The organism is Bacillus sp. AG4(2022) (genome assembly GCF_031844465.1).
GTDB classification, from domain to species: Bacteria; Bacillota; Bacilli; order Bacillales; family Cytobacillaceae; genus Bacillus_AB; species Bacillus_AB infantis.
In genome coordinates, this window is record NZ_JAUZVH010000001.1 from 845902 (window position 1) to 867404 (window position 21503).

Annotated in this window: 15 protein-coding genes and 1 riboswitch; of the genes, 5 read left to right on the forward strand and 10 right to left on the reverse strand. The window is 46.3% G+C overall.

Features of this window, described 5'->3' with window-relative positions:
* Nucleotides 1-51 precede the first annotated feature (51 nt).
* Nucleotides 52-3324: an efflux RND transporter permease subunit gene (locus Q9R36_RS04165; RefSeq protein ID WP_253616590.1), complete on the reverse strand. Its 3273-nt coding sequence runs from the start codon at nt 3322-3324 to the stop codon at nt 52-54.
* 892 nt (nt 3325-4216) lie between these two features.
* On the opposite strand from Q9R36_RS04165, the gene Q9R36_RS04170 reads away from it, so the two are divergent.
* On the forward strand, nt 4217-4972 hold the full coding sequence (locus Q9R36_RS04170; protein WP_094770083.1) for an AAA family ATPase: 756 nt from the start codon (nt 4217-4219) through the stop codon (nt 4970-4972).
* Between the two features lie 49 nt (nt 4973-5021).
* Here Q9R36_RS04170 and nhaC read toward each other — a convergent pair whose 3' ends face one another.
* The 4 genes from nhaC to Q9R36_RS04190 form a co-directional block, all read right to left on the reverse strand.
* A complete protein-coding gene (gene nhaC, locus Q9R36_RS04175) occupies nt 5022-6410 on the reverse strand; it encodes a Na+/H+ antiporter NhaC (protein ID WP_253616589.1) in 1389 nt (462 codons plus the stop codon).
* Between the two features lie 644 nt (nt 6411-7054).
* Nucleotides 7055-7531, reverse strand: coding sequence for a GNAT family N-acetyltransferase (locus Q9R36_RS04180; protein WP_253616588.1), 477 nt, complete (start codon nt 7529-7531; stop codon nt 7055-7057).
* Complete coding sequence (locus Q9R36_RS04185) at nt 7531-8454, reverse strand: EAL domain-containing protein (protein ID WP_009794231.1); 924 nt, start codon at nt 8452-8454, stop codon at nt 7531-7533. Before Q9R36_RS04185 ends, Q9R36_RS04180 begins: the two co-directional genes overlap by 1 nt.
* 214 nt (nt 8455-8668) lie before the next feature.
* Nucleotides 8669-10246 carry a peptide chain release factor 3 gene (locus Q9R36_RS04190; RefSeq protein ID WP_009794230.1) on the reverse strand — a complete coding sequence of 526 codons (1578 nt, stop codon included), beginning with the start codon at nt 10244-10246 and terminating at the stop codon, nt 8669-8671.
* A 194-nt stretch (nt 10247-10440) separates the two neighbouring features.
* On the opposite strand from Q9R36_RS04190, the gene Q9R36_RS04195 reads away from it, so the two are divergent.
* Complete coding sequence (locus tag Q9R36_RS04195) at nt 10441-11322, forward strand: metal-dependent hydrolase (protein WP_253616587.1); 882 nt, start codon at nt 10441-10443, stop codon at nt 11320-11322.
* 331 nt (nt 11323-11653) lie between these two features.
* The gene (locus Q9R36_RS04200; RefSeq protein ID WP_253616586.1) at nt 11654-12871 is read left to right on the forward strand and encodes a NupC/NupG family nucleoside CNT transporter; all 1218 of its coding nucleotides are present in this window, start codon (nt 11654-11656) and stop codon (nt 12869-12871) included.
* Between the two features lie 40 nt (nt 12872-12911).
* Here the strand turns inward: Q9R36_RS04200 and treC are convergent, their stop codons facing one another.
* The 4 genes from treC to Q9R36_RS04220 form a co-directional block, all read right to left on the reverse strand.
* Nucleotides 12912-14597 carry an alpha,alpha-phosphotrehalase gene (treC, locus tag Q9R36_RS04205; protein WP_253616585.1) on the reverse strand — a complete coding sequence of 562 codons (1686 nt, stop codon included), beginning with the start codon at nt 14595-14597 and terminating at the stop codon, nt 12912-12914.
* A gap of 37 nt (nt 14598-14634) precedes the next feature.
* Nucleotides 14635-16317 (reverse strand): glycoside hydrolase family 13 protein, encoded by a 1683-nt coding sequence (locus tag Q9R36_RS04210; protein ID WP_253616584.1) that lies wholly within the window; start codon nt 16315-16317, stop codon nt 14635-14637.
* Between the two features lie 81 nt (nt 16318-16398).
* Complete coding sequence (gene treP, locus Q9R36_RS04215) at nt 16399-17802, reverse strand: PTS system trehalose-specific EIIBC component (protein WP_101550791.1); 1404 nt, start codon at nt 17800-17802, stop codon at nt 16399-16401.
* Nucleotides 17803-18059: 257 nt separating this feature from the next.
* Nucleotides 18060-18782 (reverse strand): NAD-dependent deacylase, encoded by a 723-nt coding sequence (locus tag Q9R36_RS04220; RefSeq protein WP_253616583.1) that lies wholly within the window; start codon nt 18780-18782, stop codon nt 18060-18062.
* Nucleotides 18783-18888: 106 nt separating this feature from the next.
* On the opposite strand from Q9R36_RS04220, the gene Q9R36_RS04225 reads away from it, so the two are divergent.
* Nucleotides 18889-19335 (forward strand): YkvA family protein, encoded by a 447-nt coding sequence (locus Q9R36_RS04225; RefSeq protein ID WP_022543634.1) that lies wholly within the window; start codon nt 18889-18891, stop codon nt 19333-19335.
* A 22-nt stretch (nt 19336-19357) separates the two neighbouring features.
* Here Q9R36_RS04225 and Q9R36_RS04230 read toward each other — a convergent pair whose 3' ends face one another.
* Nucleotides 19358-19996, reverse strand: coding sequence for a cell wall hydrolase (locus Q9R36_RS04230; protein WP_253616582.1), 639 nt, complete (start codon nt 19994-19996; stop codon nt 19358-19360).
* Between the two features lie 236 nt (nt 19997-20232).
* A riboswitch (TPP riboswitch) is annotated at nt 20233-20341 on the forward strand.
* A 162-nt stretch (nt 20342-20503) separates the two neighbouring features.
* On the opposite strand from Q9R36_RS04230, the gene Q9R36_RS04235 reads away from it, so the two are divergent.
* Nucleotides 20504-21502, forward strand: coding sequence for an ABC transporter substrate-binding protein (locus Q9R36_RS04235; RefSeq protein ID WP_101550796.1), 999 nt, complete (start codon nt 20504-20506; stop codon nt 21500-21502).
* Nucleotide 21503 lies beyond the last annotated feature (1 nt).

Below are 21503 nucleotides of genomic sequence, written 5' to 3' on the forward strand. Positions count from 1 at the left end.
AAGCCTCTCTCCAAAGAGAAAGGCTTTTCAGCATTATGGAGTTTTTAAAAATTATTTGTCCTTTTGATCCTGGTCCTGCTGTTTTCTTTCGTCATCTTTTACTGCCCTCAGCAAATCCTCAAGCATGGCAGCCATATCTTCGCGGCTGTAATTTTTATTGCTTTCTGCAGGAACCTGCGGAACGTCACTTTGCCCTTTTGGATCTTCGTACCTTTCTTCAAGGAGATAGGCAGGAATCAAGTGGCCGTCAGGTGTGGCATACATCTTGTTGAGCTTCCTTGTATCTTTATCAAAGAAGCTGTAGACGACAGGGATGACGAACAGCGTCAGGAATGTGCTGCTGATCAGGCCGCCGATTACCGTGATGCCCATCGGCTGGTTAATCTCAGCCCCCTCGCCAATCCCCAGCGCAAGCGGGATCAGTCCGAGGATCGTCGTAAGTGCTGTCATGAGGATAGGTCTTGCCCTGTCTTTTACAGAAACGACAATGCTGTCATAGGTTTTCATGCCGCTTGCCTTTTTCTGATTGATATAGTCAACAATGACTATGGCATTATTGACCACTATGCCGGCAAGGACTATGATGCCGATGATGGCAGTCAGGCTGACAGGAGTGCGTGTCGCGGTCAATGCAATCGCTACGCCAATGACCATCAGCGGAACTGTGAACATAATGACGAACGGATATTTCAGTGATTCGAATTGGGCCGCCATCACCAGATAGATAAAGACAACCGCCAGGATGAATGCCAGGAGCATATCATCAATGGAAGATTCCAGGAGCTCCCGGTCACCGCCGAAGACAATTTCTGTTTCTTCCGGCAAATCCAGATCAGCAATCTCATCATCAACCAGATTAGAAATAGCCCCGAGGTTTGTTGAGGTCTTATATTTCAGGGTAAACTGGACAGCGTCCTGCTGGTTGATCCGCTGTATATTGACCGGCCCTTCGCCTCTTTCAATAGCCGCTACCTGGTCCAGGGTTGTATAGCTTCCATCAGGCTTACGCAGCAGGAGTTTTTTTAAATTATCAAGATTTTGGGTAACTTCAGGATCATATTCTACGAAAACGCCATAAATATTGGAGCTCTCATCAATGATCTGGGTTGCCTGGTTTCCTCGTGTCACATCATTGACAATCATGGCAACCTGGGCAGGCGCCAGCCCTGCTGCCCTTGCCTTTTCCCGGTCGACCGTGATTTGGATTTCTTCTACCGTATCCATCAGGTCTGTGGAAAGTTCGTTCACGTCATCAAGGTCTTTGAGTGAATTGTAAATTTTGTCTACCGATTCATTCAGCCGCTTTTCGTTTGTATCACGAACGCTGAACGAGAGAGTATTCGGCGCGGATCCTGCGGAAGACTGCAGATTGAATGAGACCTCTGCCGTGCTGTTGGCCTTCTCTGCCGCTCTCTCCAAGTCCCTCTTCACATCGTCGACAAATTCAAATGTAGAGCGGTCCCTCTCCTCCAGATCCTTCATTTTTACATAAAGCTCAGCCACATTCGGATTGCCGGAGCCTCTGAAAGAAGATTCCTGGGTTGTACCGATCAGGCTGACATATGTCTCAACATCGTCTTCTTCCTTCAGCTGCTCCTCAAGTGCAGCCATGACCTTTTCTGTTTCTGTAAGAGCTGAGCCATTTTCAAGATTGACCCTGACGCTGAAGAAACCTTCGTCCGAATTAGGAAGGAACTGTGTGCCGACCGTCGTGATCCCATATCCGCCTCCGGCGAGCAGGACCAGCATGATAATCAGGACAGCAAGCCTGTTGCGCAGAGCCCATTTGACAGAACGCTCAAGCCCCTTCATAATGGCCGATTCCTGGCGCTTTTCTTCCAGATTGGTTTTCGGCGCCTTCAGCAGCCTGCTGGCAAGCATCGGCACAACAGTCAAAGCAACGATAAGCGAAGCAAAAAGACTGAATGAAATGGTCAAAGCAAATTCAGTGAAAAGCTGGCCGATGATTCCTGTAATAAAAACGACAGGCAGGAACACTGCCACAGTGGTGAGGGTGGAGGCTGTAATTGCAGCACCTACTTCTCCTGCACCGTCTCTTGCCGCTTCTTTTGGATCTTTCCCCATCGATAGATGCCTGTAGATATTCTCAATCACAACGATTGAGTTATCAACGAGCATTCCGATCCCCAGAGCCAATCCGCCAAGGGTCATGATATTTAGGGTGAAATTTGAAAAGTACATCAGCACGAATGTGAAGATAACAGAATACGGGATGGCAATCCCGATGATCAGCGGGCTTTTGACATTTTTCAAAAAGAAAAACAGAACAAGCATCGCGAACAGGCCGCCTAAGAGAAGGGAAGTTGAGATATTACCGATCGCCTGCTGGATATAATCTCCCTGATCAAACAGAATATCAGACTCAATCCCCTCATATTGATCTTTTTCAAGCAGTTCGTCGAGCTGGCTGATGAACTCCTTCGACACCTCTGCAGTGTTTGAATCAGACTGCTGCAGGACGCTTAAGAGGACGGAAGGCTCCTGATTCGTCCTTGTTATCGTACGGTCGTCCTGGTTGACAAGCTGGACACTGGCCACATCCTGAAGGAGAACTTCATTTCCATTGGACGGATTTGCGGCTACCACAAGTTTTTTTAAGATATCAACTGAATCAATGCTGCTGATTACCCTGGTAGTCAGCTCCTTGCCGCCTGTTAAAATCGTATCCCCCGGAAGGGAAATATCGTTTGCCTGAATGGTATCTACGATATCAGACTGGCTGAGCCGGTATTCCCTCAGCTTGTCCTGGTCCAGTTCAACCCTTACTTCCTTAATACTGGTGCCGGAAAGGTTGACGCTGGCCACACCGTCTACCTTTGTGAGCTCCAGCTCCAGCTGTTCGGCAATGCTCCTTAATGATTCCTCATCGCTGTCAGAGCTCAAAGAAAGCTGGATGATCGGAAACTGGGAAGGATCAAATTTCAGGAAGCGCGGTTTATCTACATCGTCCGGCAGCGGAGTCTGATCCAGCCGCTGGATGATTTCCGACTGCACTTCGTCAATATCAGTCGTCCAGGAAAATTCCAGGAGTACAAGATTGGCGCTTTCCTGTGACGTTGCGGTCATTGTTTTTAAACCAGGAAGTGTAGCAAGACTCTGCTCCAAAGGTTTTGTCACCTTTTCAGATACCTCTTCCGGGCTTGCTCCCTGATAATTGGTCACTACAACACCGACAGGCGGATTTATGTCCGGTATCAGTTTCAAAGGAATGTTCAAAAGGGACACCACCCCTAAAACGAGAACCAGAACCATCGTAACAAGTGTAAAAATCGGCCTTCGGATCGAAAAATTGCTTATCTTCACTTATGCTGCTCCTTTCGTCTGCAGAGCCGGACACGGGCCGGCATTCAATATTGTGCAATAGTTTAACTATATAAGAGGGAAAAACGGGATGCAAGTATGGAGGAGCCTGTGAATATGTTGCCTCCACATAGGCTGTGTGACTGCCATTTTTCACGCCTGGTTATGTATCCAGATGCCCGGCGGGATACATGACTTCTTCTTTTCTCAGCCGTGTTATGTATCTCAGATGCTTGGTGGGATACATGACTTCTCTTTTCTAAGCCTGGTTATGTATCCCGGGTGCCCGGTGGGATACATGACTTCTCTTTTCTCAGCCGTGTTATGTATCCCGGATGCCTGTCGGGATACATGACTCCACTTTTCTCAGCGGTGTTATGTATCCCGGATGCTTGTTGGGATACATGACTCCACTTTTCTCAGCCGTGTTATGTATCCCGGATGCTTGTTGGGATACATGACTTCTCTTTTCTCAGCCTGGTTATGTATCCCGGATGCCCGGCGGGATACATGACTTCTCTTTTCTCAGCCGTGTTATGTATCCCGGATGCTTGTTGGGATACATGACTTCTCTTTTCTCAGCCTGGTTATGTATCCCGGATGCCCGGCGGGATACATGACTTCTATTTTCTCAGCCGTGTTATGTATCCCGGATGCTTGTTGGGATACATGACTTCTATTTTCTCAGCCTGGTTATGTATCCCGGATGCCCGGCGGGATACATGACTTCTTCTTTTCTCAGCCGTGTTATGTAACCGAGAAACCCTTTAGGATACATCCTTTACCTTTTTCAAAGTCGAGCCCTGTATCAGGGTTCAGCTAACGACATCGGGGATGTATGTTGGTTCTCCCAAAAATGTTATGATAAAAAAAAGAGAATGGATTGGAGGCTTAGATGATGGAATTTGATAATGGCCATTATTTTAAAAGCATTATACTCAGAAGAAATGATATTCCTTCATATTCCAGATATCCCTTTAGCCTTCCTGCCGTGAAAAACCTTGACAACCTGCCCCTTCATCCTGATGTAACCTTTATAGTCGGCGAGAATGGGATGGGAAAGTCCACTCTCCTGGAAGCTATTGCAATCGCAGCAGGCTTTAATCCGGAAGGAGGGTCGCTTAATTTCAGTTTTTCTACACATAACTCCCATTCGGAGCTCGAGCAGTACATCAGGCTTTCAAGGGGATCGGAGCGTCCTGAGGATGGTTTTTTTCTAAGAGCCGAGAGCTTTTACAATGTGGCTTCTTATATTGATGATCTTGATAAGGAATCTCCCGGTATTCCTTTGATCGAATCTTTCGGAGGGACTTCCCTTCATGAACAGTCGCACGGCGAGGCCTTTTTTGCCACCTTTCTGAATCGCTTCCGCGGAAAAGGGATTTATATTCTTGACGAGCCTGAAGCAGCCCTGTCTCCGCTCAGGCAGCTTTCGATGGTTTCGCGCATCCACGAACTGGCCAAAGACCGTTCTCAATTCATCATCGCAACCCACTCCCCCATCATCATGTCGTATCCTTCTGCCAAAATTATTGAGCTGACAGAAGAAGGGGTCCAGGTGGTCCGGCTTGAGGATACCGGTCACTATCAATTTATGAAGCAGTTTTTTGAAAACCGGGAGAGGATGCTGCACCATTTGCTGGAAGAATGAGAAGGGAAAAAGTAAGAGGAGCGGCGATTGCCGCTCCTCTTATTTTAAATCATTTGCCTGAAGCTTTCGTGATAGTTAACCCTGTCCATCCAAACAGCAAAGTGATGATTGGCGATAGCAGACAGAAAAAGGCGAAGGGCATATATTCGGCAGTCGGCACATTCAGCACCCCTGTCAGGAATACCCCGCAAACACTCCAGGGAACAAGGGGATTGATGACTGTCCCTGCATCCTCAAGGACTCTGGAAAGATTCTTCAGATGCAGCCCGGCCTTTTTATAAGACTCTGTGAATGCATTTCCGGTGAGCAGGATGGACAGATACTGTTCGCCAAGGAGGAAGTTGATTCCGATGGCTGATGCAGCGGTGGCACTTATAAGCGCAGGTGCCTTTACAATCAGTCCTTTGATGCCTTCAAGAAGTGCCGGCAATATGCCGAGCTTGAATAGCAGTCCGCCCATTGAGAGGGCAAGGAGGACCAGTGATACCGAAAACAGCATGCTTTCAATTCCGCCCCTTGTCAGCAGCGAGTCGAGCTCCTCCATCCCGGTATTCGACTTGTAGCCGGAGTACAGTATATTCACCATGTCACTGAAACTGAAGCTTCCCTGAATAAATGGAGCCAGGATCAAGGCGGACAATGTACTGGCAGACAGGGTGAGAATAGCTGGAACCTTACTCACAGCCAGGACAGCGAGCACTGCAAAAGGGATTATAGACTGCCAGCTGACGAGATTAAGCTCCTCAAGGCTATTCTTGATTGCAGCGATTTTTCGGAAATCGGTCTTTGCTGCTGCCGGCGAAATGATAGCAAAGAGAATAATGGATATGACAAATGCCGGGATGGTCGTCCATGCCATGTTTTTAATATGGTCAAACAGATCTACTTTTACTGTCATAGAAGCGAGATTGGTTGTATCTGATAAAGGTGACATTTTGTCTCCGAAGAACGCCCCTGATATAACGGCGCCTGCAGCAGCTGCTGTGCTAAGGTCGAGTGCAGCAGCCGCGCTGACAAAGGCCGCTCCAAGCGTTGCCGCTGTCGTCAGCGAGCTGCCGATGCTGATTCCGATGACTGCTGTCACCGCAAAGGCAATGGCAAAAAAATACTTCCCGCTAACTGCCGATAGCGCCAAATGGATAAAAGTCGGAATCGTACCGCTGGCCATCCAGCTGCTGATAAGCATTCCGATAAAAAAGAAGATATACACAGCGCCCAATCCTGACCTTGCACCCTCAGCCATACCTTCCTCCAAATCTTTCATCCGAACCTTTTTTAAAAATCCGTATATGAGCAGGGCAATGATTGCCCCTATAATGGGCACATGGGGAACCGCCCCTGCGCCTATAATTGAGAAACTGATTACTCCGAGCAAAAGCAGGGATATTACCACAGCCTCCGCTGTACTGATTTTGATAACCGCTTGATCCTGATGCATGGTACTTCCTCCTGTTGTATGACTGGCTCCGGTCGGCAGAAATTCATTATTGCGCTGAAGACAGCACAAAAAGCCCTCTCGCCGGCTAGGGACGGAGGAGCTCCGCGGTACCACCCTAATTGAAAGGCACATCGGCCTTCCCTCTCTTCACACATAATGCCTTTGAATCGATAGCTGTACTTCAAATCGGCGCCGCCCGGGCTTTCACCAGCCGCCCAGTCTCTATTTGCTGCATCCGGCGATTCTACTATTGTCTATCCGGCAAAACTATTATACTTAAACGCTTTTTAGCGTTAAAGCGTCTATTTGTAATACTACTATAATCTCAATCAGAAATTTTGTCAAATTTTCTTTTAGAAGCATGAGGCGGGGGAAGAAGTTGCTAATATAATTTGGGAATTGCTAATATATCCAGAAAGTTGCTAGTATAATTGAAAACTTGCTAATAAAAGGAAAAAGTTGCTAATATCCCGGAAAAGTTGCTAACAACCGAAAATTCATGCTGTCACAGCCCGCCAAAGCAGCCCCCTTCTTCAACAAATTCCGTCAGTATGAGCACAAACCTCCCAAATAATCCGGATCAGCAGCAGACATGATCGTTACCATAAAAAAACAGGCCCTGAATCCCCAGGACCTGCCGCAAATCAAATTTCTTTTTCCAGAATCAGTTCATCCCTGAGCGGAATCCCGTCAATACCAAACACAGGAATCTCCGGTTTAATTTTTCGGGCTTCTTCCACGGCGTTCCGAAGTACCTTCTTTAACTGATATCCCCTTTTCTGATAAAATCTCAAAGCATTCAAATTATCGTTGGTTGTTATCAGCGCCATTTTGCTGATGCCTTTTTGTTTTGCATCAGCTTCAGCAGCTTTCAGAAGTCCTGATCCGATCCCCTGTCCTTCCATGCCGGCATCCAGGGAGATGATTTCCCGACCCTCCGCACTGTCTGCAAAAGTAATAAGGCCAATGATATTATGAGCACTGTCTATGGCTGCGAACCCGGGGAGCTCATCACAATGATAGATGCCAGTGGAAATAACCATCTGAGGACTCCCCCAGTTTTCCTGGAAAAAGGCTGCTGCCTTTTCTTTATCAAGCTGGTCTGCGGGGATGATCCTCATTATGAATTCACCTGCAATGCGGACTCTATTTCCTTTGCAGGGCGCCCAATATAATAGCCCTGTGCAAGATCGGCGCCAATCGATCTGCAGAACTCCAGCTCTTCTTTCCTCTCGATTCCTTCTGCAAGGACAATGATACCAAGACCGTCTGCAATATTCATGACCTTGGACAGAAATTGCTGGCTTTCAGGCCTTTGGTCGCAGCGGTCGATGAAGCTTCTGTCTATTTTCAAATAGTCGGGCTGGAGTGCTTCAAGCATTTCGAGGGTTGAAAATCCGGCCCCGACATCATCGAGCGCCACTTTCATGCCTCTTTTTTTGTATGTATTCAACACCTTTTTTAAATGGTCAATATCACTGATTTTCTCAGTCTCCACTACTTCAAAAACAAGATCTGCCGGATCGATTTCATATTTCTCGACAATCTGGAATGTGTGCTGAAGACAGAAATCCGGATTGTAAATTGTAGAAGGAAGGAAATTGATAAAGCTCTTGATTCCCGGCGGGATGATATTTTTTCTTGCTTTGATTGCGGCTTCCCTCGCCTTTTGGTCAAGCATGGACATCAGGCCAGTTTCCTCGGCTGTCTTGAAAAGGATGCCAGGCGGTATTTGCTTGCTCCCTGCCGTTCTCAGCAAGGATTCATAGCCATAAATCCTGTCTCCCTCTTTCAGGTTTATAATCGGCTGCTGATAGCTGTGAAACTCACCATGCTGGATGGTATGGACCATTTCCCGATGGCTGACCCTGGAGAATAGTTCAGATGCATTCAGGAGCTGGGCAGGCTTAGTGCCATATTGTGAAATGCCCGCTTTTAATTTTTTGGCGCTATCCCCCAGTTGCCTGCATATGGCTTCAAGCTTCGTTTCAAGTTCATCAAGGCTTTGATAAGGAGCTTTGATCCAGCTCTCCTGTTTTTGCACGCCATTAACATTCTGGTGAAAGAGGAAGCCCTCTTCTGCCAGCTGGAAAGGCAGGCCGCACTGTGCGCATAGGTGTCGAATAACAGATCCCTTCTTCCTCGTCTTTTTACCTATTTTAGCAAACTATTACAGTTTCGTCATTTAATACGCTAGTCTCTTATACCCAGTAATAATGTAAAAAAACGATTCCAGCACAGGAATCGTTTTTTTTACATTATTGCTCCATATCCATCGGATTGTAAAGTTTTACATCCGGGTTTTTGTCCTGGAACCATCTCAGGGCAAAGTCATTTTCAAATAAGAACACTTTTTTGTCATATCGGTCTGTAACCAGAAGGCTCCGTGAACTGGAAAGACTCTCGTCCACATCTCCCTCAATCCATCGGGCAATCTTGCTTCCCTGCCCTTCCATCCTGACTTCCGCATTGTACTCATTTTTCATGCGGTGCTCAAAGACCTCGAATTGGAGCTGGCCGACTGCACCAAGAAGGTATTCATCTGTTTTAACTGTCTTGTACAGCTGAATGGCACCCTCCTGGACGAGCTGCTGGATCCCTTTGTGGAAGTGCTTCTGCTTCATCACATTCTTTGCAGTGACTCTTACAAACAGCTCAGGTGTGAACTGAGGCAGCTTTTCATATTGAAACTTGTTTTTTCCCACTGTCAAGGTATCGCCTATTTGGTACAGGCCCGGATCATACAATCCGATTATATCCCCGCTCACTGCCTCATCGACCGTACTGCGGTCATCTGCCATAAATTGTGTCGACTGGCTCAGCTTCAGCTGCTTGCCTGTACGAGGGATATTAATGGTCATCCCGCGCTCGAATTTGCCGGAGCAGATCCTGAGGAATGCTATCCGGTCACGGTGGGCAGGATTCATGTTTGCCTGGATCTTGAAGATAAAGCCTGAGAAATCCTCTGATAGCGGATCAATCTTACCTTCAGTGGAGTTGCGGGCCTGCGGAGACGGCGCAAAGTCCAGATAAGATTCAAGGAAGGTCTGTACACCGAAATTGGCCAGGGCGCTGCCGAAGAATACAGGCGTCAGCGTTCCATTTGCCACCTTCTCACGTGAAAATTCATTTCCTGCTTCATTCAGGAGCATGATTTCCTCAAGCGTCTGGTCGTAAAGGGAAGACTGCTTCATCGGGTGGTCCCCATCAATTTCACCATCTGCATTCAGGTCAAGGAAACGCTCAGACTCATCTACACGGAACTGTTCGATCCGGTTATGATGGCGGTCGTAGATACCGAGGAATTCCTTGCCCATCCCGATCGGCCAATTCATCGGATATGATTCGATTTCCATTACTTCTTCCAGCTCTGCAAGAAGCTCCAAAGGACTTTTCCCCTGGCGGTCAAGCTTGTTCATGAATGTAAAGATCGGTATGCCCCTCATCCGGCAGACTTTGAATAGTTTCAATGTCTGGGCTTCTATACCTTTGGCCGAATCAATGATCATGACGGCGCTGTCCACAGCCGTTAAGGTGCGGTATGTGTCTTCACTGAAATCCTGGTGCCCAGGAGTGTCCAGGATATTTACCCGGGCATCTTTATAGTCAAATTGCATCACACTTGATGTAACGGAGATGCCGCGCTGCTTTTCGATTTCCATCCAGTCGCTTGTGGCAAATTTGCCGGTTTTCTTTCCTTTAACGGTACCGGCATCGCGTATCGCTCCGCCAAACAGGAGCAGTTTTTCTGTTAACGTAGTCTTTCCGGCATCCGGGTGGGAAATGATCGCAAACGTGCGCCGTGAAAGAACTTCATCTGAAAAATTGTTAGACATGTTGTATTCCTCTCTTAATTAACTTCGTTTATTATCATAACATCTATCTTATCTTCCTGCAGGAAAGTTTGCAATCTGGGAAATCAACTTCCAGCATTCAGAATGGCTCTTCTGAACAAATTTTGCTACGATTTATTGAAAAGCACAAGCTGCCAGGCTGGACTGCAGACAGCCGGGACAGAAACGGGGGAAAAATGGATACCATTACACATACATTATTTGGGCTTGCCCTTTATGCTTCAGTTGATAAAAGCAGGCTTGAGAAAAAAGAAAAGGCCGCCTATTTGACAGCTGCTGTTGCGGCGAGCCAAATACCTGATATCGATGTGATTTCACAGCTATGGGATACACAGGGACTTTATCAGATGTGGCACAGGGGCATCACTCATTCTGTTTTCCTTACGCCGCTTTGGGCACTGCTGATTTACATGGCATGCCGCTGGATTTTCAAGGCAAAAGATCCCAAACTCTTTTTCCTGAGCTGGATAGCCGTCTTTATACATGATACGAGTGACCTGTTCAATGCATGGGGAACCGGTTATCTTGAGCCGTTTTCTGACAGAAGGATCACGTTCGGAACCATCCCGATTGTCGATCTTGTCTTCTGGGCAATCATCCTTGCGGCTTTTCTCCTCTCTGTCCGGAAAAGAAAAAAATGGAGGAAGCATATTTATTTCAGGGCGGCATGGGTGCTGATGCTCCTTCATCTGGTCAGCCAAAGCATCCAGGGATATATACTTTATGAGGAATACAGCAGCCAGGACAGCGAGGTTGCACTTTCAGCCGATTTTGTGCCATGGCAGTTTACCGTTATCACCAAAAATGGCCCGGAAGTCTCTCTTTATAAAGATGGATTATTTACCAGCAGGGAAAAGACTTATAGCCTTGTGTCTGCAGAGGATGCAGATATGGACAGGCTTTTCCAAGAAAACCCGAAAGCAAAGACTCTTTACGAATGGTCTCCATTTGTTGTGATAGTAGATGATGACGAACAGCTGGGGCTTTACGATCCCCGATTCTACATCAATGGCCAATCCTTCTTATTCGAAGCGATAAAAAAAGAAGCAGGGCAATAAAGAACAAAAGCGCAAGCGCCTTGATCACTTTAAGGAACGAAGACTAAGAACGCCGCGTCCTGTGGCAACATCTGCATGACCAGCTTCCTGGGGGCCTCAAGACGAACCTCCCGGAAAGGCGTTCTTTGCCTTTTTGGGAGGTTTGGCTTGTGACCTCGGCGCAGCTGCTGGACGTTGATCAAGAATTGATAGTTATCCACAAGACTTACCATTTATAATTTCGTTAACAACGAAAAAGTATGGGCAGAGAAAATAGAGCCCATACTTTTTTTAATGTCGGGCAAAATAGCACTAATTGGATTCGTCTATTAACATAGAATGGAGTGCTATTATGAATTTCATCTGGGGAATTGCCGGAATACTGACCGTACTGGTCATCGCTTTGCTGCTTTCCAACAACAGGCGGGCAATCAATCCGCGTACAATCCTGGGAGGCCTTGCCATTCAGATCCTGTTTGCATTTGCGGTCCTCAAATGGGAAGCCGGACGCAAGGCACTTAACTGGCTGACTATGGGAGTCAACAGCATCATCAATTATGCCAATGAAGGCATTAACTTTCTATTTGGCGGCCTCTTTGCAGAAGGATCAGGCGTTACATATGTTTTCGCTTTTCAAGTATTGCCGATTGTTATTTTTTTCTCCGCCCTTATATCGGTCCTGTACTACTTGAAGATCATGCAGTTCATCATTAAAATCCTTGGCGGGGGATTATCCTGGCTTCTCGGCACCCGAAAGGCGGAATCCATGTCAGCAGCGGCAAATATTTTTGTAGGCCAGACAGAGGCGCCTCTCGTTATCCGCCCCTATATTGGCCAAATGACAAACTCTGAGCTGTTTGCCGTCATGACAGGAGGGCTCGCTTCTGTAGCTGGCTCAGTTCTTGTCGGCTATTCACTTTTGGGCGTACCGCTTGAATACCTTCTCGCAGCGAGCTTTATGGCTGCTCCGGCAGGGCTGATCATGGCTAAGATCATTTTTCCAGAAACAGAGAAGAAGGAAGAGCCAAAAGAATTGGAAATGGAAAATGACAGCGATTCGACGAATGTTATTGATGCAGCCGCAAAAGGTGCCAGTGTCGGCCTGCAGCTGGCTCTCAATATCGGTGCCATGCTTCTTGCGTTCATCGCACTCGTTGCACTGCTGAATGGTTTGCTTGGCTGGATCGGCAGCTGGTTCGGATTTGGGGAACTGACGCTTCAGCTCATTCTCGGCTATATCTTCTCCCCGCTTGCTTTTGCCATAGGAGTTCCATGGGCTGAGGCTGTGGAGGCAGGAAACTTTATTGGTCAAAAGCTGATCCTGAATGAATTTGTTGCTTATTCCTCCTTCGCTCCGGAAATTCCGGAGCTTACGGAAAAGACCGTTGCCATCATCAGCTTTGCTCTCTGCGGTTTTGCCAATATCTCATCCCTTGCCATCCTTCTTGGCGGCCTGGGCAATCTTGCCCCAAACCGGAGGGCCGATATCGCCCGGCTTGGGATAAGATCCGTCATCGCAGGAGCGCTTGCATCGCTCCTCAGCGCTGCTATTGCAGGGATGCTCTTTTAATCCAATAAGGAAAAAGACAGGCCGGCAGCCTGTCTTTTTCTTATTTAGTCAAATGGAAAATGATCGATTCATATGGCCTTAATGTGATTTCCCTGATGTCTGAGGGTCCATCACCATAATTTGAAAGCAGCAGCTCTGCTGTATATTCATCAGCTATTTTCCTGTCAGGAAGTGTAAAGGCTGTCTCACTTCCATAGAAATTGTTAAGTACAAGGAGTTTTTCGTCCCTGCCATTCCGGAGGTACGCAAAAATTTCAGGATGGTCCTCCAGCAGCAGCTCATAATTCCCGTGAGTGATAATATCATATTCTTTGCGGAGGCCGATCAGCTTTTTATAATGATGGAAAATGGAATCAGGATCTTTTACCGCTTTTTCGGCGTTGATCTCCTGGTAATTGCCGGCAATGCCGATCCATGGAGTTCCATCCGTAAAGCCTGCATTTCTGCTGTCATTCCATTGGACAGGCGTCCTTGAGTTATCCCTCGATTTACTTTGGAGTATTTTAAGGATTTCTTCCTCAGGCACTCCTTCTTTTCTTTTAATTTCAAAGATATTCAAGGATTCTACATCCCGGTATTGGCTGATATTTTCAAAATAAGGATTGGTCATCCCAAACTCTTCGCCCTGATAGATATAAGGGGTTCCTTGCATCATATGAATGGCAGATGCAAGCATCTTGGCTGATTTATTGTGATATTCCCCATCATCTCCGTACCTTGATACAACACGGGGCTGATCATGGTTGCACCAGAACAGGGCATTCCAGCCGCCGCCTTTGTTCATCTCCACCTGCCATTTGGAGAGGATATTCTTCAGAGCAGAAAAATCGAAGTCTGCAAGCGCCCACTTCTCTCCGCCGGGATAATCTACCTTCAAGTGATGAAAATTGAAGGTCATGCTGAGCTCTTCCCGTTCCGGATTCGAATATTTCACGCAATGATCGATGCTTGTAGAAGACATTTCCCCTACAGTCATGCTGTCATGCTTTGAAAACACCTCGCGGTTCATTTCATGCATGTATTCATGGACTCGCGGCCCATCTGTATAGAACTTCCTGCCGTCCCCGGGCGGGAGCGATCCGTCGTCATCCGGGAACCGCTGATCTTTGGATATCAAGTTGATGACATCAAGGCGGAAGCCGTCCACTCCTTTGTCAAACCAGAAGTCCATCATATCGTACACTTCCTGGCGGAGCTTTTCATTTTCCCAATTCAGATCTGCCTGGGTTACATCGAACAGATGGAGATAGTACTGCCCTGTCTCCTCATCGAACTCCCACGCATTGCCGCCAAACTTGGATTCCCAGTTCGTCGGGGCGCTTCCATCCTCTTTAGGCTCCTTCCAGATATAAAAATCCCGGTAAGGATTATCTCTTGATTTCTTTGCTTCCTTGAACCAGTGATGATCTGTTGAGGTATGGTTTACAACGATATCCATGATGACTTTGATACCTCTGCTGTGCGCTTCGTTTAGCAGTGAATCAAACTCCTCCATAGTCCCGTATTCCTCGTGGATGCTGAAATAATCACTGATATCATAGCCGTTATCCCGCTGTGGAGACCGGTAGATCGGCGTAAGCCAGATAACATCAATGCCAAGCTCTTTTAAGTAATCCAGCTTTTCAATAATGCCCTGCAGATCACCCACGCCGCTGCCGGTTGTATCATTGAAGCTTTTCGGATAAATTTGATATACTGTCGCTTTCTTCCACCAAGGTTGTTTCATCTTCGCCACCTGCCATTTTATTTTTCGTTTAGTCTGCTTATTTTTCGCCAATCAAGACAATCGCCTCATAAGGCTTAAGCTGCTGAGGCACTATGTCTTCCCTGCCTTCACTGCCATAGTTACCTGTCAGCCAGGAATATTTGATCTCTTTAAGCTCTTCAGGCAATGCCAGTTTCCGTGTATTTCCATAAAAATTACACAGCACTACAAGCACCTGACTGCCCAGCGTACGTGTGTATGCAAAAATCGCCGGATCTTCTTCCAATATCAGTTCATATTTTCCGTAGACTATAATGTCATGCTCTTTTCTGAGCCTGATCAGGTCCTGATAATAATAAAAGATGGAATTCTTATCTTCCAGGGCTTCCGCCGCATTTATATCACTGAAGTTCGGGTTAATGCCAATCCATGGAGTACCGGTTGTAAAACCAGCATTTTCCGAAGAATTCCATTGCATAGGGGTTCTGGCGTTGTCCCTTCCTTTTGCGTATATGCTTTCCATCGCTTTCCCTGCCGGCACTCCCGCTTCTGTCGATTCACGGAAATAATTAAGGGTTTCAATGTCCCGGTAATCTCCTATACCCGGAAATTCAACATTTGTCATCCCGATTTCTTCGCCCTGATACACATACGGGGTGCCCTTCATCATATGGAGCAGGGTAGCCAGCATCTTCGCCGATTCTTTGCGGTATTCCCCATCATTGCCGAATCTTGAAACAGATCTCGGCTGGTCATGGTTATTGAAATATAAAGAATTCCAGCCCGTTTCTTCAAGCTCGGTCTGCCATTTTGTCAGGCTTTTCTTCAGGTCTGAAAGGTCTAGCGGTTTAAGATCCCACTTTCCGCCCGGACCATTGTCGAGGCTTACATGCTCAAATTGGAATACCATATTCAGTTCATTCCTGTCTTCCCCTGTATAATCACGGGCCATTTCGGGCTTGACCCCAGGCATCTCTCCGACAGTCATAACATCATAATGCGAAAGGACTTTTTCGTTCATTTCCTGAAGATACTCATGGATTCTTGGCCCATTTCTATAATATTTGCTTCCTGATGCATATTTCTTGCCGGGTTTCACTTCATCATCCGGGAGGCCATCCTCCTTTGAGATGAAATTGATCACATCCATCCTGAAGCCATCAATCCCTTTATCAAGCCACCACTGCATCATATCATATACTTCCTGCCTCAGAGCCGGATTCTCCCAGTTCAAATCAGGCTGCTTCTTTGAGAACAAATGGAGGAAGTATTCTCCGGAGTTTTCGTCATATTCCCATGCAGATCCGCCGAAATTGGAACCCCAATTGTTCGGCTCCCTGCCGTTTTCCCCTTTGCGCCAAATATAATAATCCCTGTAAGGAGTTTCTTTGGATTTCTTCGCTTCAATGAACCAGGCATGCTCATCAGAGCTGTGGTTGACGACAAGGTCCATGATCAGCTTCATATCGCGGAGGTGCAACTCACTGAGCAGCTCTTCCCAATCATCCATGGTCCCGAACTCGTCCATGATATTTTTATAATCACTAATATCATAGCCATTATCATCATTGGGTGATTGATAAACAGGCGACAGCCAGATGACATCTATCCCCAGTTTTTTAAGATAGTCCAGCTTGGAAATGATGCCCTGCAAATCGCCTATGCCATCACCATTGCTGTCCATGAAGCTCCTCGGATATATCTGGTAAACAGTGCTTTCTTTCCACCATTGCCCTTTCATTTTAAAACCTCCCATTATTTCTCAGTACGTTATGTAAATAGCGATACCATGGATAGGCTTTTATCCATGGTACCAGAATAATCATTCAGCTTTTCTGAATTTGCCGAACAGGAATGTCAGCACAAACGGCACAACCAGCACGATCGCCATCCCGATAAAGAAGGACCCCCAGTTTTCGGATAAGATTGAGAAGAAGGCAGGCAGTCCGCCGACTCCGATCGATGGAGCAATGACCCCTTTAATGGTAATGAACATGCCGCCCAGGGCAGAGCCGATGACCGCTGCGATGAACGGATATTTGAAGCGCAGGTTCACACCGAACATGGCTGGCTCTGTAACTCCGAGGAAAGCTGAAAGCGAAGAAGTTGCAGCAAGTCCCTTTACTTTTTCATTTTTATTTAAGAAGAACATCGCAAGCGATGCTGAACCTTGAGCAATATTTGATAATGCCACCATCGGCCAGAGGAATGTTCCGCCGATTGATCCGATCAGCTGCAGATCGACAGCCAGGAATGTATGGTGCATCCCTGTAATAACGAGCGGTGCATAAAGGCCGCCGTAAATCAATCCTCCAAGAGCAGGAACCGCATCAAAAATGGATACAACACCGTCAGTGATCCAGCCTCCGATCGTAAACGTAACAGGCCCGATCGCAATGAAAGACAGGAAGCCTGTGATCAGCAGCGCAATCGGCGCGACTGTCAGCAGCTGGATTGAATCCGGAATCCTCTTTCTTAAAAATATCTCAATCCTTGCCAAAACATAGGACGCAGCCAGTACCGGCAGCACCTGACCCTGATAGCCGACTTTCTCTATCTCCAGTCCAAACAGATTCCATACAGGAACCTTATCAGTAGAACCATAACCCCAAGCATTAAGCAAGTCGGGGTGGACAAGCATCAGGCCGAGCACCATGCCAAGAAGCGGACTTCCGCCGAAACGATTGACCGCACTCCATCCAATCAGCCCCGGCAGGAATACAAACGCGGTATTGGCTATCATATTGATGATATTAGCGAGATCAGCCCATCCTGGATGAACGTCTATGAATGATTTGCCTGTATAAAAGATATCAGGCGCTGTCATGATATTGTTGATTCCCATCAGCAGGCCGGCTGTAACAATAGCCGGAAGAATAGGAATGAAAATGTCGGCCAGCGTTTTGATTGCTCTTTGAAGCGGATTCATTTTTTCAGAAGCAGCTGCTTTCACTTCTTCTTTTGACACTTCACCGATTCCTGTAGCCGCTGCCATTTCCTTGTATACCTTATCAACAAGGCCTTGGCCGATGACCACCTGGAATTGGCCGTTTGTAGAAAATGATCCTTTAACACTATCTATATTTTCCAATGCTTCTTTATCAACTTTGCTTTCATCCTTCAAAGCAAACCGCAGACGGGTTACGCAGTGCGTAGCTGCTGCAATATTTTCTTTTCCGCCAACTGCTTCTACAATACGCTCGGCAGATTCTCTGTAATTGCTCATGCTTCTCTCCTCCTGTTACCGTTTTCAACAGCAAGCAAAAAAAATGCGGCCGGGAGCTCATATACTTCATATTATCTGCCCTTCTTGCAAATTTATCCTTTGCTGCAAAGTCAGCTCATTAAGTATTCACTCCAAAGAAAACTTGTATATACATGGTGTTTACGTTTTCATTATATCTTGTATATACATGACAGTCAATCATTTATTATACTAGAAAAATTTTAAAATAAAAAAAGCCTCCAATGTAATGGAAGGCTTCACATTTTTCCTATTTCTGCATCAAGCTCTTTCAGCAATTCTCCAGCTTTTTCTCCGTTAATGACTTCGTCCGCGTAAAGGTCCAAATCAGTAGGATCCATATTAATTATAACCAGTTTTGCACCACACTGCTTGGCAATGAGCGGAAACTGATTGGCAGGAGTGACAGAGAGGGATGAGCCAAGGACAATGAAAAGATCAGCTTTCTCTGACTCTGCAGCAGCAAAATCAATAGCTTCCTCGGGGAGCATCTCCCCAAAAAGGACGATGGACGGCCGCAAAATCCCCCCGCAATCACTGCACCGGTAATGCTCATCTATGTATTCATCATTCGGAAATATTTTCCCGCATGTCTGGCAATGGACCTGCTGCAGTGTACCATGCAGTTCAGCCACATTTCTGCTTCCTGCCGCCTGATGAAAACCGTCTACATTCTGTGTAATGATGCTTTGGACAATTCCCCTCCTTTCCCAGTCTGCCAATATATAATGCCCTGCATGGGGACTGCATTCCTTCAGCCCCATAACTCTGCGGCGATAAAATTCAATGAATTCGCTGACATGATGGTTGAGAGCTTCTGTACTGGCAATTTTCCCATAATCCACTGTATTCGTTAACCCGCTTCCTGCAGACCGGAAATCAGGCAGCCCGCTTTCTGTTGACATGCCTGCACCAGTCAATATAACCGTATAGCTTGACTCTTTCAGCCACTCTAAAAGCATAAGGACACCTCGCTTTTTTCTCTATTATAAACTTTTCCGGGGTTCAACCATCCGAAAATGGGATAAAAGTATAAAAAAGAATCTTTTAAGCGGAAGGATGTTATATATGAAGACTTTCAAAAAGGAAGATTACGAAAAGGAGTATAAAAAATATGAGAGCCGCGCTGCAAAATACTTAAATGATCCGGGCAAAACAAGCGGGCTTCTTTCCAAAGCAAGCAAAAAAGCCGATTCCAGGAAAAATTCCCTATCTGAAGTATGGGACAAGCTTCAGCTCCTGTTTGAACTCATTAAAGCCTACTCAAAGGGACAGTATAGGGACATTTCTGCAAAAACAGCTGTTACGGTCATTGCTGGCATTCTCTATTTTGTGTCTCCCCTGGATCTTGTCCCCGACTTTCTTGCCGGAATCGGCATATTGGATGATGCCGCAATCATCGGCTTTATCATCAAGCAAATCGCCAATGAGCTTGAAAGATTTAAGCTATGGAGAGAAACACAGCCAGACAATATTATAGATATGGAAGAAGACAGCAAAAAAACTCTTGTATAGCAACAAGAGTTTTTTCTTTATTCTATTTCGCAAACCGGTGGTTGCCGATTTCTTTTGTAACGGCCCTTGTGCGGAGCCATTTGCTGTTAGTCTGGTCAGGATTAAAGAAAAACAGGGACTCACCGTCTTTTCTTTCTTCAGTCAGTGCCTCCTGGACTGCTTTCTGTGAATCCTTCCCTGCCGGTTTATTGATCATCCCATTGTCCACAGGCTCAAATTGCCTGTCTTCGTAAATAACTTCTTTGACTGTGTCCGGAAATTTTTCGTCCTTCATTCTATTGAGGACCACTTCAGCCACAGCGACTTTTCCGGCATGCGGCTCACCTTTTGCCTCCGCATGCACAAGCCTTGCCAAAAGATCTTTTTCTCCTTTAGATAAGCTGACCTTTTGTTCTGTTATCCGCTTCTTTTTCTTTGGAGCAGACGGAATGATGAGCTTATCTCCGGCAAATATCTTTTCATCCTTTTTATAATTAGCCTTCTGTATATCCTCTGCAGCCACACCAAATCGCCTGCTGAGCTTCGAAAGGCTATCCTCTTCTTTTACAGTATATATATCGACATTATCAATCGTCTTGGCAAATGCTTGTTTTCCGGGATTTTGGACAATCTGGAATGAGATCAGCATGAATGCAGCAATCATTAAGGCAAGATATTTCATGTCTTCTCCTCCATTCAATCTTTTTTCAACATTCCTTACCCTATCACAGATAAAGATTCAGTTCCAAACTTAATTCTTTCCATGGCAGCACAGGGATATATAGGGATAACTCCGAATTTTCCGGAAGAAAGCTGTTTCAATGCCATTGCAGAGAATATCTGTTATAATGGACCATGATTCCCGGATGAATGCGGGAGCTCTGAACGGACCGGCTGCTTTATGCGGCTGTAAATAGGAGAGAATTGTGGGGGAACCGGGCACGGTTGAGACTTTATTTTTACAATAAAGGACCCTTTGAACCTGATCTGGAGAGATGCCAGCGTAGGAAACATATTCTTAATTGATGAATGTTTTTTATTGCGCACGGGTTCTGAAATCCGGGCGCTTTTTTGTTTGCATCGGGATATAAAGGAACAGCACCTCCGCCCGCGGTTGTCCAGAATTAGTTTATGCCATTAACCGGCGGTCTTTTTGGAATAATATCAGAAACAGCATGGAGGATTGATCATGAAGAAATGGCTCAGCGCATTGTGCACTGTCTGGCTGCTTGCCGGCTGCACCGGAGGACAGACTGGTCAGGAAGAAAGACAAGCTGATAAAGGGCAGGACCTGGAAAAGATAACGGTTGTCCTTGACTGGACACCAAATACTAATCACACTGGACTTTACGCTGCCAAAGCAAAGAATTTTTTCAAAGAAAATGGCCTTGATGCAGAAATCATCATGCCTGGTGACGCTGGAGCAGACCAGCTGGTTGCTTCCGGTAAGGCCGACTTTGGCGTCAGCTATCAGGAAAGTATTACACAGGCACGGGTTCAGGGTGTCCCGCTTGTGTCGGTAGCCGCCGTCATACAGCATAATACGTCCGGCTTTGCTTCTCCTGCAGCAAAAAATATCGACTCGCCAAAGGATTTTGCCGGGAAAAAATATGGAGGCTGGGGATCGCCTGTTGAGGAATCTGTTATCGCCTCATTAATGAAGCAGGAAAATGCAGATGTCTCTGATGTTTCCTTTGTTAACATGGGGGATGCCGATTTCTTTACAGCTGTTAAAAGGGATATCGATTTTGCCTGGATTTATTATGGGTGGACTGGCGTCGAGGCGGAGCTTCGCGGAGAAGATCTGAATATGGTCTACCTTACCGACTATTCCGATAAACTCGATTATTATACACCTGTTCTGGCTACAAATGAGAAAATGATCAAAAATAGTCCTGATACTGTCAGAGCCTTTGTAAAAGCAGCATCACAGGGCTATCAGTTTGCAATCAAGAATCCGGAAGAAGCTGCTGATATCCTGCTTGAGGCTGCACCTGATTTAGACGCCGAGCTGGTCAAGAAAAGCCAGGAATGGCTGTCTCCAAAATATCAGGATGATGCAGAACAATGGGGAGAACAGAGTATAGAGGTTTGGGAAAACTATGCCCAATGGATGTATGAAAATAAACTGCTGGACAGCGAGCTGGACGCTGAAAAAGCTTTTACCAATGAATTTTTGCCAGAATAGG